General features: G+C 44.7%; 14 protein-coding genes. 7 read left to right on the top strand and 7 right to left on the bottom strand.

The window, feature by feature from the left end:
• The first annotated feature begins 36 nt into the window (after positions 1-36).
• The 5 genes from rimM to GCU85_RS02925 all read left to right on the top strand — a co-directional run bounded on the left by rimM (position 37) and on the right by GCU85_RS02925 (position 3,487).
• Positions 37-570 carry a ribosome maturation factor RimM gene (gene rimM, locus GCU85_RS02945; RefSeq protein WP_152809174.1) on the top strand — a complete coding sequence of 178 codons (534 nt, stop codon included), beginning with the start codon at positions 37-39 and terminating at the stop codon, positions 568-570.
• On the top strand, positions 560-1,297 hold the full coding sequence (trmD, locus tag GCU85_RS02940) for a tRNA (guanosine(37)-N1)-methyltransferase TrmD (protein ID WP_152809361.1): 738 nt from the start codon (positions 560-562) through the stop codon (positions 1,295-1,297). The genes rimM and trmD overlap by 11 nt, the downstream gene beginning before the upstream one ends.
• Positions 1,298-1,314: 17 nt before the next feature.
• Positions 1,315-1,674: a 50S ribosomal protein L19 gene (gene rplS / locus GCU85_RS02935; RefSeq protein WP_152809172.1), complete on the top strand. Its 360-nt coding sequence runs from the start codon at positions 1,315-1,317 to the stop codon at positions 1,672-1,674.
• 189 nt (positions 1,675-1,863) lie between these two features.
• Positions 1,864-2,754 (top strand): hypothetical protein, encoded by an 891-nt coding sequence (locus GCU85_RS02930; protein WP_152809170.1) that lies wholly within the window; start codon positions 1,864-1,866, stop codon positions 2,752-2,754.
• 1 nt (position 2,755) lies between these two features.
• Entirely contained in the window at positions 2,756-3,487 is a 732-nt protein-coding gene (locus tag GCU85_RS02925; RefSeq protein WP_152809168.1) for a hypothetical protein, read from the top strand.
• 10 nt (positions 3,488-3,497) lie between these two features.
• Here the strand turns inward: GCU85_RS02925 and GCU85_RS02920 are convergent, their stop codons facing one another.
• Genes GCU85_RS02920 through GCU85_RS02910 form a run of 3 tightly spaced genes read right to left on the bottom strand, consistent with a single transcriptional unit; the run spans position 3,498 to position 6,552 of the window.
• Positions 3,498-4,511, bottom strand: coding sequence for a cytochrome d ubiquinol oxidase subunit II (locus GCU85_RS02920; protein WP_152809166.1), 1,014 nt, complete (start codon positions 4,509-4,511; stop codon positions 3,498-3,500).
• Positions 4,512-4,560: 49 nt separating this feature from the next.
• Positions 4,561-5,952 (bottom strand): cytochrome ubiquinol oxidase subunit I, encoded by a 1,392-nt coding sequence (locus GCU85_RS02915; protein ID WP_152809164.1) that lies wholly within the window; start codon positions 5,950-5,952, stop codon positions 4,561-4,563.
• Between the two features lie 3 nt (positions 5,953-5,955).
• A complete protein-coding gene (locus GCU85_RS02910; protein WP_152809162.1) occupies positions 5,956-6,552 on the bottom strand; it encodes a GbsR/MarR family transcriptional regulator in 597 nt (198 codons plus the stop codon).
• A 256-nt stretch (positions 6,553-6,808) separates the two neighbouring features.
• On the opposite strand from GCU85_RS02910, the gene GCU85_RS02905 reads away from it, so the two are divergent.
• Complete coding sequence (locus tag GCU85_RS02905; protein ID WP_152809160.1) at positions 6,809-7,639, top strand: 3'(2'),5'-bisphosphate nucleotidase CysQ family protein; 831 nt, start codon at positions 6,809-6,811, stop codon at positions 7,637-7,639.
• A 136-nt stretch (positions 7,640-7,775) separates the two neighbouring features.
• On the opposite strand, the gene GCU85_RS02900 is transcribed toward GCU85_RS02905, so the two are convergent.
• The 4 genes from GCU85_RS02900 to GCU85_RS09925 form a co-directional block, all read right to left on the bottom strand.
• A complete protein-coding gene (locus GCU85_RS02900; RefSeq protein ID WP_152809158.1) occupies positions 7,776-8,459 on the bottom strand; it encodes a fumarylacetoacetate hydrolase family protein in 684 nt (227 codons plus the stop codon).
• A gap of 12 nt (positions 8,460-8,471) precedes the next feature.
• The gene (locus GCU85_RS02895; RefSeq protein WP_152809156.1) at positions 8,472-10,025 is read right to left on the bottom strand and encodes an IgGFc-binding protein; all 1,554 of its coding nucleotides are present in this window, start codon (positions 10,023-10,025) and stop codon (positions 8,472-8,474) included.
• Between the two features lie 84 nt (positions 10,026-10,109).
• Complete coding sequence (locus GCU85_RS02890; protein ID WP_218110500.1) at positions 10,110-11,927, bottom strand: lytic transglycosylase domain-containing protein; 1,818 nt, start codon at positions 11,925-11,927, stop codon at positions 10,110-10,112.
• 147 nt (positions 11,928-12,074) lie between these two features.
• Entirely contained in the window at positions 12,075-12,977 is a 903-nt protein-coding gene (locus GCU85_RS09925; protein WP_218110499.1) for a lytic transglycosylase domain-containing protein, read from the bottom strand.
• Positions 12,978-13,325: 348 nt separating this feature from the next.
• Between GCU85_RS09925 and dksA the strand changes: the two genes are divergently transcribed.
• Entirely contained in the window at positions 13,326-13,748 is a 423-nt protein-coding gene (gene dksA / locus GCU85_RS02880; RefSeq protein ID WP_152809152.1) for an RNA polymerase-binding protein DksA, read from the top strand.
• Positions 13,749-13,798: the final 50 nt, after the last annotated feature.

The following is a 13,798-nucleotide window of genomic DNA, read 5'->3' as shown; positions in this document are numbered from 1 at the left end:
ATTTAGCGATTGGTGTGTTCGTGGTAACAGGTTGCCGTGGATAAATACATCGAGCTGGGTAAAGTCAGTAGTTTTTTTGGTGTTCGTGGTGGGGTTAAGTTATTTTCTTATACTCGGCCACGTCTAGGAATTGGTCAATATAAAACTTTTTATGTTGGTGAATCCAAAAGCGCTGTGGTTTTTTCGTCGATACGCGAACAGGGCAAATACGTTGTTGGATATATTGATGGCGTAGACTCTCGCGAAGCAGTGGCACATTTGATTGGCGAATCGCTGTTTATTAAACGCAGTGAGTTACCAGCGCTAAACGACAAAGAATATTATTGGGACGACTTGATTGGGTTGCAGGTTTTTGACTTGCATGGCAAATTGCTTGGTAGCATCTCTAGTTTGATGGAAACAGGCGCCAACGATGTGATAGTTGTCACTAATGAAAATAGTGATACAAAAGAAACACAGGAGATTTTGATTCCCTTTGTGCCTGATTATTTTGTATTATCCGTGGATTTGGATGCAAACAAAATGATAGTTGATTGGACGCTGGACTGGGAAGCAGATGATGCGGATTGACGTCATCAGTCTATTTCCTGAGATGCTAGAGTCAGCAATGTCTTATGGCGTGACAGGACGTGCGATAAAGCAAGCAATTTTATCGCTGTCAATAGTTAACCCGCGAGATTTTGTTAGCGATGTGCATCAGACGGTTGATGGTAGACCTTATGGTGGTGGACCTGGCATGGTAATGCAAGCGCCGCCTTTGATGCAAGCATTAGGACGTATCAAAGCAGAGCACGGTCGCGGTTATCGGGTTTATTTGAGTCCGCAAGGGCAAAGATTAGACCATCGTTTGGTGAAAAAACTAAGCAAAAAACCCCATGTAGTGTTATTATGTGGGCGCTACGAAGGCATCGATCAGCGGGTTATCGATGATGAAATTGATTTAGAATGTTCCTTAGGGGACTTTGTATTAAGTGGCGGAGAAATCGCAGCAATGGCTGTTATTGACAGTATTGCACGGTTAATTCCAGGGACGTTGGGGCATGACGAGTCTGCACAATATGATTCGTTTGCCACAGGGTTATTGGATCATCCGCATTTTACGAGACCGGAAACGGTTACTGGCAAATCTGTTCCTACAGTGTTGTTGGGCGGTAATCATCAAGCGATTGCGACTTATCGACATCAACAGGCACTGGGAATGACCTGGTTAAAACGACCAGATTTATTTGCCAAGAAGGCGCTCTCTGAAGCAGATTTATGTCTTTTGAACGACTTCTTAAAACAATATAGAAACTAATAAGTGTGGAGTACACGATGAGCAATTTAATTAACGAGATTGAACAAGCCCAAATGAACAAAACGTATCCTGACTTTGCGCCAGGGGATACAGTAGTGGTGCAGGTTAAGGTAAAAGAAGGCAACCGTGAGCGACTTCAGGCATTTGAAGGTGTCGTCATCGGCAAACGAAATCGTGGATTGAATTCTGCCTTTACTGTGCGTAAGATTTCACACGGAGAGGGCGTTGAGCGGGTATTCCAAACTTACAGTCACGGTATCGATTCGATCGAGGTCAAGCGTCGTGGTGACGTCAGACGTGCCAAGTTGTACTACTTGCGTTCATTGACGGGACGTGCTGCGAGAATCAAGGAAAAGCTAAATATCAAATCATCATAACGGTCGCACGTTGTCGTGTAGATAACGTAAACCGATTAGCTGTCAGTATCGAGGCCTGAACCCGTGTTATTGGTTCGGGCCTTTTTTATTGTACTAAGGTAGCGAATGCATTTCGGTTGCAAGCTGTAGATAGCGCGTGTATTTCTTAAAAGTAATAACTGCCTAGGAATTTAAAAATTGAAAGTTAGCATGATACGAAATTTATGGTTTTATTTTATTATCTGTTTTACCAATCTGGTGGCGGCTCAAGAGCATGTTTCCCAAGAATTTTTTTTCCAAGATGAGCATTGTGTCATTACTTATGAAGAGGACTATCCTGAGCACATCGAGAACGCTGCCCCGTTTTATCTTTCATGCCCAAATAAAGCATTATCTACATTCATAAGCTATGGACAAGGGCTTTTCACCGTATCGTACCCAAAAACCAGTCAAGTTAGGGTCGAGACGGGTGGTGATAGAAATGAACTTGAAGTCACTTATACAAAAAACGATCATGCATGGCGCATTTCCGAAATATTTATCTATAGAAGAGAAGGCCCTGACCCAGACCTTCCTATTGTCGAATGTCGGAAATTAGTTGATTTCCCTCTTGACTATCCAGTGATGAATTTTTTTGACGCATTATTATCTGATAGCGAGTGTAAAACAACATTTCATATTGAGCGTTCATTGGACGAAATAATAACTTGTTTAGAAGAACAATCGACAAGTGGGCGTACTAGTAGCGCTTGCAGTTCATTTAAGCCTAACTATGAGTCAACAAAACGCTATATCGCTTACCTAGAAAAATACCCGATGTCAGCAGAGACCATCCAGCAATATACACAGATGGCGGTGTGGTTATTGGGTTATGAATTGCATAACGAAGCGATTCTAGTCGCCGCCAATATCGTCAACTATGACGCTAATGCTGCCTATGGGTATTTTGTGCTTGGTCGGGGCTATGAAGCCCTAGGTGATAGCGCAAAGGCAAGCGAAAACTACCAGCGCTTTGTCGAACTGGCACAGTCCCAAGGCATTGACATCCCTGCTGATATTTTTCCCTCGGATAAAAGCGTTTTGAACCGACAAGGATTGTAAAATGAAAGGTAAGTTGATTAAGTCTAGTCTTATTGTATTATTAGCAGGTTTTTTGCTGGTTGGTTATTATTATAGTTATATGATACGTCTTGTTTTTATTGACTCTTTCGGGTTTATTGAAATAGCGGATGAAATCTATACACAAAAAAAGTTTTCGGAAAAAGACCAAAAAAAAGCCATTAATTTAATCTCGGAGGCGAGACAGCGAGTTACGGATTACTATGGTGAGCCACTCGCAAATCCCAAAATTCTATTTGTTTCTGATGATGAGGAAGCTACCAAGCTAAATCTGCCAAAAGGCATTCCAGGTGTTGCTTATTTAACGCCGTGGGAAAGCTATATTATCTTGGATGCAAATAAAATCGGTATTGATGTGGTTGCGCATGAATTGGTTCATGCTGAAATTTTAGCGCGATTGGGGTATCTAAAAAGGACGATGGAAATACCGACATGGTTTGATGAGGGTGCAGCTTTGCAAGTTGATTTTCGCCATCACTATATAGATTTGCCGACTATTACGTCGGCGGAATTTTTCCGTGTTACTGCATTGGATAAGCCCAGTAAATTTTGGAGTGACGATGCTCAGCAAAATATCAGAAATTATCAGGGTGCAAAAGCGGCATACGCTAAATTATTAGGTCAAAATTCATCAGTTGGTCTGTATTACATCTTAGACAAGGTAAAACAAGGCGAAGATTTATTAAGCTTGATAGACAGGCTACGTCAAGAATAAATCTCGTTAGTTAATCATAATGCAATTCCGTCGCTTTGCCATGGAAGATTCGATAGGCAAGAAACGTATAGGCGATTAAAATCGGCAAGACAATCAACGCGCCAACGAGCATAATTTTTAACGAAGCGGGTGCGGCGGCGGCCTGTAAAATGGTCATTTTTTCAGGCACTAGATACGGGAAAAAACTATACGCCAACCCCAAAAAACCCAATATGAAAATGACAATCGTCATCACAAATGGCAGCCAGCAATAACGGTCGTTTTGCATGGGGAGTTTTTTGAGTAGTAAAAACAGGCTCAGTAACAACCCGATTGTCAGGACAGGAATGGGCGCCAGCCAAAGTAGCTCTGGGAATGCAAACCATTTGTTAAAAATACGCTCACTCATTAGTGGCGTTGTGACAGAAACGGCAGCCAAACCGACCGCGCACCCAATCGTGTGGATAGTTGCCCAGCGCACCGCCTTGACTTGAAGTTGTTTTTCGCATTTCATGATAAGCCAGCAAGCGCCAATTAAACAATACGCAGAGGCCAGTGCAACAGCAATTAACACCGAAAACAATAAACCTGCCAAGCTGGTATCAAATCCGATGATATAAAACCCCAACATAAACCCTTGTGCCAGTGCGGTGAGTAGTGATCCGTAAAAGAATTTTTTATTCCAGCGATTTTTTTTATGTTTTGGTACTTTGGCGCGAAAGTCAAACGATACGCCACGAAAAATAAGACCAAATAACATGATGGCAACGGGCAAGTATAGCGCGGTTAAAATAACGCCGTGCGCCATAGGAAAGGCAACAAGCAGCAGCCCCACGCCGAGAATGAGCCAAGTTTCATTAGCATCCCAAAACGGCCCAATTGAGGCAATCATCGTGTCTTTTTCGTCGTCTGTCGCGCGATCGATTAACATGCCCACGCCTAAGTCGTATCCGTCTAAGACGGCATAAATTAGCATAGACAAACCCATCAAAAAAGCAAAGGTGTAGGGTAGCCACGTGCCATCGGTCAATGCTTGTTGAATCATATTATCCTCTTGTCATGTTTGTTGTTTGTTGTCTAAGCTGCGGACAATCTCAGTCAGTGGTGGCGCTTGCACTGTATGCATGGCGTTCACCACCTTCGGCAACCAGTTTTTCAGGGTCTCGTCTGGATCCGTCGCCGGCTTTTTTCGCCAGATAAAATAACGTGGCGATATAAGCAACCGTCAAAAACGCATAAACACCTAAGTACATCATCAGGGTTGAAAATACCATACCGCCAGAGATTGGTCCCAGTGCATCTGCAGTCGTTAATACCCCCTCGACTAACCAAGGCTGGCGACCAATTTCAGTCACATACCAGCCGGCGATGGTTGCAATGGTGCCTGCAAATGTCATGCCGACCAAGATATATAAAAACCATTTTTTAAGGGGTTTGTTGCGTGTTAAGTGATAGCTTCCTATCCAAGAAACGAGCAACATTAGCATGCCAATACCCACCATAATTCGAAATCCAAAAAATACAGGCGCAACAGGTGGATGCACATCAAATTCGTTCAGTCCTTTGATTTCGCCATCAAGAGAGCTGGTAACAACGAGGCTGGCAGCATAGGGGATTTCAATGGCAAAATCATTGCGGCGCTCGGCTTCGTTAGGGATGGCGAATAGCACAAACGGTACACTGCGCTCTGTTTCCCAGACGGCCTCCATGGCGGCGAGTTTAGCGGGCTGGTATTGTTTGGTGTTGAGGCCGTGCTCATGTCCTGCAATAATTTGCATAACAATGAGCACCGCAGCACTGTATAATGCGGTTTTTAGTGCCTTTAATACGGCTGGCGAGGGGTCGGCTCGAAGCAAGCGATACGCAGACAGCCCTGCAATCAAAAAGCATGCAGTGAGTCCAGAGGCCAGTAGCATATGAATAAATCGATAAGGCATTGATGGGTTAAAAATGACTTCCCACCAGTTTGTGACGTGGGCTTGCATTAGACCAGTATCGTTGGCAATCATTTCAAATCCAGTCGGTGTATGCATCCAGCTATTGAGCACGATAATCCAAAAAGCGGATGCGGTTGTACCAATCGCGACCAGCGACGTGGCGGTGGTGTGTAGCCAGCCTGGCACACGGCGAAAGCCAAAGAGCATAATGCCTAAAAAAGTGGCTTCTAAAAAGAAAGCGGTCAGCACTTCGTAGGCAAGGAGCGGGCCTGCGATATTGCCGACAACTTCCATAAAACCTGGCCAATTCGTGCCAAATTGGAATGACATGGTAATGCCGCTGACAACGCCAATGGCAAAGCTAAGGGCAAAAACTTTAGTAAAGAAAAAATACGCGTGCATCCATGCTTCGTCGCCCGTTTTGTTAAAGCGTAATTTGAAAAAAAGTAAAATCCATCCCATCGCAATCGTGACGGATGGAAACATAATATGAAACGTGATGTTGGCGGCAAACTGAATACGCGATAGCATGAAGGCATCAAATTCCATGGTTTACTCCGATGGGTTGTTAGGGGGTGTTTCGATGACCGCTTTATCTTTCTTTTTAGCAAAAGGGTTTACTTTGTCTTTGAGGAGGTAAACCTGATAGATTTTAGCGCCCATTTTTAACAGATTAATGAGTTTTTCTGTTTCCATTTTTTGCATTTCTGCATGCCAATCTGTCAGCATTTCGATCATATCGTGCATGGCTTTCATTTTTTCTTGTGCCTGTTTTTCGGTTTCGCTGGCGGGCGTTTCCATAATCACAGAACGAAGCATGGTCAATGTAGGATCAATTTCTCGTTTGCGGCGCTCTTCCAGTAAATTACGGACAATATCCCAAACATCATCATGCGTGGCGTAGTAGTCTTTGCGGTCTTCAGGTAGATGTTGGCGTAAAACAAGATTCATGCCCATGAGCTCTTTTAAGCTCATAGCGACATTAGAGCGAGAAAACCCCAGCTGCTCGACAATTTCATCAGCGTGCATTGGCTGATCCGATAGATACAGCAGGGCGTAAATTTGTCCGACAGTGCGATTGATGCCCCAGCGTGAACCCATTTCACCGAAATGAATGACAAAATTTTGTATGAGCGGTGGTAAATTCATGGCTTTTCCTACTAAGATTATCGTAATTACAGTATATACTGTAATTACGATAAGTTAAAGTTAAATAAATGATAGGAACAAGATCACAAAAACAACAAGGCAGGTTGCAAAATTGGCTAGAAATTGGATTCAAAATTAGATTAAAAATTCAGCTCAAAACGCAACCCAAAGCACAACCCAAAGTACCGTGTTAAAAAACCGAGGAAAAGGCCAGTTATTCTGACAATCAGTGCCGAGATTTCGCTATAATAGTGGTATGATTATTTTGAATGACAAGCAGGTTGAGCAAACGCTGGGGTTGGTGGGAAAAGCAGCGCAATGTGTCATGCGTTACTACCAGTCTTCGCTTAATATTACGCATAAAAGCGACGGCTCCCCCGTCACGATTGCCGACATGGAATCTAGTCAGTGTCTCGAGGCAGGGTTGGCTGAAATTGCCAATTATCCTGTGCTCAGCGAAGAAAATTTACCCGCAAGTAATGCATGGCTAGACTGGCCTGTTTATTGGCTGATAGACCCGATAGACGGGACCAAAGGATTCATTAATCAAACCGATGATTTTTGTATTTGTATTGCGCTGATTTATCACCATCGCCCTGTGTTTGGTTTGATTTATTCGCCAGTAGCGCAGCGTGCTTGGCTTGCCGATAGCTCACGCGGTGTTTTGCAATGTGATCAAGCTGGCGTGGTTTCGCTGAAACAGAGCGCGCCCACTGCGCCGTTTCGGGTCGCGATTAGCGCGGATAACCCCAGTGATAAGATGCGGCAGTTGTTGAGTGTCCTTGGTGATTATGATTGCTATCGCCGTGGTAGCGCACTGAAATTTATCGATTTGGTGACAGGGCGTGCCGCGATTTATCCCAAAATGTGGGATACCAGTGAATGGGACAGCGCAGCGGGGCATTGTATACTGGAGGCGGTCGGCGGTGAAGTGCTTGACTTTAAAACAGCGCAACCGCTACAGTATGGGCGTCGACAATCGTTAATTAATCCCCACTTTTTAGCGCACAGCGGTATCTCTTCGGAGAACGTGATGCAATTAATTGCGCAATATGGTTTAATGCTGAGCGCTAATGCCGAACGCTAATGCCGAACGCGCTGATGCTCAATAACCTAACGGCAGTGGAGTGGTTTGGGTGAGTTGAGTGTTAATTTGGGTTGCTCAAGTGGATGAACAATGAGTGGGTGGGCAATCAGAAAAGGATGCTAAAAAAATAGATGCTTTAAGTAAGGCTGACAACGGTTGTATCGATAGTCAATAGCGTTTGACTAGTTGCTGTGTGCCTTGTTGTGTGCGTTGTTGTGTTAGTTGTTGGGTGGTAGCAAAGCTCACATCGCAATTGGTCACCTTGAGAAAGGGTGCTAACACCCGCAGGCGTCCCTGTCATGATGATATCGCCCATTTGCAGGGTAAATTGGCGGCTGATATCCCTAATTAAATCGACAATAGAAAACAGCATTTGTGCGCTGTTGCCAGATTGTTGTTGAGTACGGTTTTTGAAAAATCGAAGGCTCAGGTGATTTAAATCGATTAATGTGGTATCAATGGTTGCCCAAGCAATTGGGCATGAACCGATAAAGCATTTGGCGCGTTCCCAAGGCAGTCTCTTGTTTTTTAGTTCATTCTGGATGTCGCGTAAGGTTAAGTCTAGCCCTAATCCGATGCGGCGAATCGCTTGTCTGGCTTGTTCTTTGCTAGGTGCTTTGAGCGGTTGGCCAATTTCAACGATAATTTCCAGTTCATGATGGACTCCGCCTAAGTGTGTTGGGATCTGTATGGGCTTAGTGAGGTCAGCCAAATTGTCCCATGGCTTCATAAATAATACAGGCGAACTAGGAATCGCATTCCCTAGTTCGCTGGCGTGGTCAGCGTAGTTGCGCCCGACACACACGATTTTATGCGTCATGATAGATGGGTTCTAGTAGAATTGGGTTTTGCGACGATAAAGCACGGCCATACTGCCAAGCAATAAAACGATAAGGGATAAAAACCACGGCGTCAAGGCAGGAATTTTGCTTGTAGGTGATGATAGGCCGACTGGTAAAGATAAGTAATTGCCATAATAAGGCGAATTATTGCCGTAACCCACAATGGTTGCGGTGAATCTTTGGCTGGCAGTAATCTCGCCGACATCACTCGGTATGAGAATATTGCCCGCACTGTAGCCTGTCGTGCCAATAGGCATAAAACTAGACGTGTCAACCGTTGTTCCGTCGATTGCCAAGCTGGCTAGTGCGGCGGTTGGAATCGCAATATTGAGGTATTCTTCGGTGTAAATAGCCGTGGCGTTGATTTGTTTGTTAAATAAGTAGCGACTAGCGGTTTGGGTAACAGGTGGTAAATATGTGACAGCGGGACCAGGAAAATTATCACTACCTTGCGAACGAACATACTGCGCAGCCAACACAGGATTGGAGGTTTCAATTACTGCACTTTCTACGCCGTCAGCACCGTTGATGCTAAAGCTTTCGCCTGCATTGATTGTCGTAATTAGGGTGCCATTAACTCGAATTTCAGTGTTGTCTAGGTCGGCAACCACGTGAATAATGTCATCTCCTGTGCTAGGGTCAGTGTTATCATTGCTATATGGCGTTTTTGCAAAGACAAATTCCGTACCAAAAGAACTGCTTGGCGGTAATTGCATGCCTAGCAAGCTACGCCCCAAAATAGGGAGAGGCACGGCATTAATTTGAGGTGCAAAACCTCGACTAATGTAAGTAAATACGGCTATTGGTTTGCTAGACTCAACCAGTCCGCCGCTGCTATCGATAATAGCTGCTGGGGTATTTTCACTGCTGTATACAATCGATTCCCCAGCGTTTAGTGTGGTGGTAACTGGTGTGCCAGCAAGAGTTGCTGGGGTGATTAAATCTTCGTTTGGTGTGTAGGTGACGCTGGTGTTGTCTTGGGTCGCGACAATGGCGATACTTCGGTCAACGAAATCAGCCCGAAAGGCAGGTCCGCTGGCGCGAGTCGATTGTAGGACACGGTACCGAGTACCTAGTTGATTGGTGTTTAATAGCGGCATCACTTCTGATGAAAAGTGTCTGTCTGTCGCCAAAGGGGGTGGAGCGGGTCGGGATGATAAATCATCTGTTCTTAGGATATAACCACCGATTGGTTTGTCAGCGTTTATGAATAGGGCTTCTTGAACAACAGACCCCAGCACGTCAGGGTTGCCAACAAATGCAGTTTGCGGAATGGGGATTTCAATGAGCTGTGTTGCGCCGATGGTAAAAGGCAAGTTAAAACCTGCATTATTGGTGATGGTTCCTGCTGTGCCTGCTTCGCCAGAGATAACGAGGTAGGCTGCGGAATAATCTACAAAACTGCCAGGAATAACAGCGGCAATAAAATCAGCGCGGCTGATGCTAGTCGCTAATCCGCATAATAACAGTAAAAAAGCAAGCAGTGGGTGGCGTAGAGAGCGGCGTGATAAAACAGTTGACAAAACAGGGTGTTGAGTTAGCATGATTAAATCCTTTAATTGTTAGTTCAAAGTTAGTTCAATTGGTTAGCGGGGTAAAATAGAAAAAAACATCATTCAATCAAGGCGTTAATTAGCGCTTAAGTTGATGAGTTCGCTTACGCTGGGTAAGGTGGTTTGTCGCAATTGCGCGTAGGTTTGTTTGTACTCTAAGACGCGTTTGACATATTTGCGGGTTTCGTTAAACGGAATGGCTTCTATCCAGATGGTTATATCGCTGGTGTCAAAGCTAACCCATTGCTCCACTCTGGCAGGACCCGCATTATAGGCCGCGGTTGCAAGGACGAGATGATTAAATCGATTATGCATGCTTTTTAGGTAAGCCGCACCAAGCTGTGTATTGATGCTCGGGTTGAAAATATCTTGTGAATTAAGCGTGATGTTATAGGCAGTGGCCATTTGTCTGGCAGTGCCTGGGATGAGCTGCATTAACCCTTGTGCTTGAGCGCTGGAAACGGCACGTGGGTTCATTGATGATTCTTGGCGAATGATAGCGTAAATCCAGTTGGCATCTACGCCTGTGAGTTGCGATGCTGCATCGACTAACGAGTCGTAAGGTCTGGGAAATCTAACGTCGGTGTCGTTCCAATCGCGCATGCGGCCAAGCACAATAATTGCTTCGTGGTGATAGCTGTGTTGATTAAGCCAGTACGCGAGCTGTCTCGCCATAGGTGGCGCGAGCTTGCTTGCGATGTCTAGGATTTCGCGCGTAGCGTTAGTGTGGTCGCCGTTTTCGGTAAATGCTTTGGCGCGAATCAACGACTGGTTGCGGCTGAGATCTGTTTGTAATTCAGCAACGGGTTTGATTGGTTCGTGGTTAAATTCGTAAGGTTGATTGAGTTTGTCCGCAGCGAGAAAGCTGTAATAATCTCGTTTATTGGCAATGAGTTGGTAGTGGGCTTTGGCGTTTTTATCATCGCCTAGTGCTGCAAAAGCACGTCCGCGCCAATAATTAACTAAGTTAGTTTTGGGTGAATTTTCGGTGAGTTGACGCAGCTTGTCCCACTGGCGATTAATGACAAGATAACGCGTAATCGCTTCGGTGGCGTCTTCATCTGGCTGCGTCATTAGTGCGTAGGTGGTTAGTGCTTGCGAATTATGGCGATTGACCAAAAATAGAGTGAGTTTACTCAGCATAGCTTGGTAGTTATTATTGTCGCTGAACTGTGTGGCAAACTGTGTCGCAAACGGGGTGTATTTGACCGAATCAATTCTGACGAGCTTTTCTAGTGCGCTAGGCAATAAATCGCGGTGTAGTGGCGTCGCTGTTAGCTGCTCGGGCGTATAATTAAGTAGCGTTGTTGGCGCATTTAAAAAACCAATAAATCGAGAAAAAATAGGAGCTTGCTCTGGAAGTTTGTCGGCCATGGTTTGCGCAAACGCCGTATTGCCTTCGTGGTAGGCTAATCGTGCGCGTTTTAAAATATAATCAGGCTGATTCGTCTGTTCCCAAGCACCAAAAATGGTGTCGCAATAGTGAGAAATGGAACGCGGTGATAACCAGATTTTATCGATATCGACGAGCGCGTCTTTGTGGTTGCCTAGCTGGTGCAATGCACTTCGATAGGCACAGTTGGCAGCTTGGTCGCCCGTGTCGTAGTAGTGCTTAACGATCGTATCAAAGTTGCCTAAATCAAATTGGCGCAGTATCCATGTGTCGTGTAATCGACGTACAGGTGGCGCATCAAAATGCGTTGTAAATAGCGCGGTGATATCAGCATCTCGCGTTAAATTTTGGCGGTAAAAATCCGCCGCTAAATAAGGGTAAAGGGGGTGGGCGGTCAGTGATTCAATTGCACGGATATCTGCGCCAGCAGCAATCGCAGCTTTGGCGCTAAGGTAATTATTGACCTCGAACTCGCTTGCTTGCGAAAAAAATGGGCTCATGATTAAGCCCATCGAAAATACAGCGTGTCTGATAAGTTTCATCATAGTAGACTCAGTGAATAATTGGGTTATGGTTTATCTTTTGCTTGTTTTTAACTTAGGATGAATACGGATATCGAGGCGTGATGGCGTCATTTAATGATAAGTTTAATTAAGTGCAATCAGTGTTCGATTCTGTTTGTATTTTCTGTAAAAGGCCATGACTTTTGGGACATAGGCTTGTGTTTCTTTAAATGGTGGTATGCTGCGATTGTATTTGCGCACAGAGCCTTCGCCTGCGTTATAACCAGCGGCGGCAAGTTCAAGCGTGCCAAATTCATCATAAAGAATGCGTAGATATTTAACACCAGCTTCAACGTTTTGATAAGGGTCATAGGCATTTTTGACACCAAAACGTTCTGCGGTAAACGGCATCAGTTGCATTAAACCCATGGCGCCAGCATGCGAGGTTGCGTTGGGTTTGTAGGCGGATTCAGCTGAAATAACGGCATGAATAAATTCGGGCTCCATGTTGTGCTTGCGTGCCATTTTGTTAACGTAGGCGGAAATTTTTTTGCGGAAATTGGCATCAACGCCATTGAGTTTGACGTGACTAGCGGCATAGCCTTTGCTGATAGAGCCTTTGCCACCTGCGCCGTATTTTTCGCATAACGCGGCGGGATCGAGGTGAAAGACTCTGCCGTTGACTTTGACCGTGCCACCAGAGCCGCTGCAGCCCATGGGTTTGACATCTTTGGCGGCGACTGGCTCAAACTCGGCTTTGGTCGCATTGGTGTTATAGGCATTGCCAGTAGGGGCTTTGTATTGGGTTTTTATTTTTTCGCCTGTTGCCGTGATGATGACTTCAGGCGTGGTGAGGCATTTTTCTCTTTGTTTGGTATCGCCCGAATCAAAGTAATTGGTCACCACTTCGGGGTGTTTTTTAACAACACACTTAACCATATCCGCGCGGGCTAACGAAGGAAGCATCAGTGCGGATAAGACAGTGATAAAGGCAGCGAAGATGACGTTTCTGTTAAATCGTTTTATTGTAATTGTGTTATTTTCCATTTTAGTTTTAACCCTACTTGGGTTTTATGCCATTTTATGAAGCGCTATTTTAACACACCTTTTTTAAAACACGTGCTAGTTTTCCTTGGTTTTCTTCTCGCTTGGGTTTTCGCTAGGGGCTTATTTTTCATTGTTTTTGCTGCTTGCAGGGTGTTTATAGGGTGCTTATGGGTTGTCTATGGGGTGGCGAGTTAAGGAAAAATATGGTTAAACCGCATCAGGGTAAGGCGGAAAAGGCTTGACAAGCGATGTCATAATAATGTAACAAAAAAACGTTAGTCAAATGTGCAAAAAACCGTTATATTGTGCTTTTTTAACCGCGATGACCCACTATGTGGGAGGTGCCAAATGGAATTACTGCAACACGAACTAAAAAACGCTAGCTATCAATTAGAAAAAAATGAAGCGTATATGAATGCTCGCCAGCTGGCGCATTTTAAACAGCTGTTATTGTCGATGAAAGAAAGCATCTTAGATCACGCATCAGATACGAAAGTGCATCTACAGTCAGACACATCAAAATTGGCAGATATCGCTGATCGAGCTTCACAAGAAGAAGAGTTTTCGTTGACGCTGCGTTCGCGTGACCGTGAGCGAAAATTGATTTACAAAATCGATGCTGCATTGGAGCGCATTGTTACCGGTGATTTTGGGTATTGCGAAAAATGTGGTGTTGATATTGGCATCAAACGCCTAGAAGCTCGACCGACGGCTGAGCTGTGTATCGATTGCAAAGAAATCGAAGAAAAAAAAGAAAAAACCAGACTGTAGTAAAAGACGGATAGGCGTTAGCTAGCTTGTACTAGCAAAGCATCAGATAC

Source organism: Ostreibacterium oceani (assembly GCF_009362845.1).
Taxonomy (GTDB): Bacteria; Pseudomonadota; Gammaproteobacteria; order Cardiobacteriales; family Ostreibacteriaceae; genus Ostreibacterium; species Ostreibacterium oceani.
Note: the sequence above shows the minus strand (reverse complement) of the source record. Positions and strands in the feature narration are given on the sequence as shown.

Bases quoted from the DNA above. Each gene is read 5' to 3' on its own strand.
- GCU85_RS02895 (WP_152809156.1), bottom strand. From the start codon at position 10,025: ATGCTAACTCAACACCCTGTTTTGTCAACTGTTTTATCACGCCGCTCT.
- GCU85_RS02925 (WP_152809168.1), top strand. From the start codon at position 2,756: ATGAAAGGTAAGTTGATTAAGTCTAGTCTTATTGTATTATTAGCAGGT.
- GCU85_RS02900 (WP_152809158.1), bottom strand. From the start codon at position 8,459: ATGACGCATAAAATCGTGTGTGTCGGGCGCAACTACGCTGACCACGCC.
- GCU85_RS02910 (WP_152809162.1), bottom strand. From the start codon at position 6,552: ATGAATTTACCACCGCTCATACAAAATTTTGTCATTCATTTCGGTGAA.
- GCU85_RS02920 (WP_152809166.1), bottom strand. From the start codon at position 4,511: ATGATTCAACAAGCATTGACCGATGGCACGTGGCTACCCTACACCTTT.
- rplS (WP_152809172.1), top strand. From the start codon at position 1,315: ATGAGCAATTTAATTAACGAGATTGAACAAGCCCAAATGAACAAAACG.
- trmD (WP_152809361.1), top strand. From the start codon at position 560: ATGCGGATTGACGTCATCAGTCTATTTCCTGAGATGCTAGAGTCAGCA.
- GCU85_RS02930 (WP_152809170.1), top strand. From the start codon at position 1,864: ATGATACGAAATTTATGGTTTTATTTTATTATCTGTTTTACCAATCTG.
- GCU85_RS02890 (WP_218110500.1), bottom strand. From the start codon at position 11,927: ATGAGCCCATTTTTTTCGCAAGCAAGCGAGTTCGAGGTCAATAATTAC.
- dksA (WP_152809152.1), top strand. From the start codon at position 13,326: ATGGAATTACTGCAACACGAACTAAAAAACGCTAGCTATCAATTAGAA.
- GCU85_RS09925 (WP_218110499.1), bottom strand. From the start codon at position 12,977: ATGGAAAATAACACAATTACAATAAAACGATTTAACAGAAACGTCATC.
- GCU85_RS02905 (WP_152809160.1), top strand. From the start codon at position 6,809: ATGATTATTTTGAATGACAAGCAGGTTGAGCAAACGCTGGGGTTGGTG.
- GCU85_RS02915 (WP_152809164.1), bottom strand. From the start codon at position 5,952: ATGGAATTTGATGCCTTCATGCTATCGCGTATTCAGTTTGCCGCCAAC.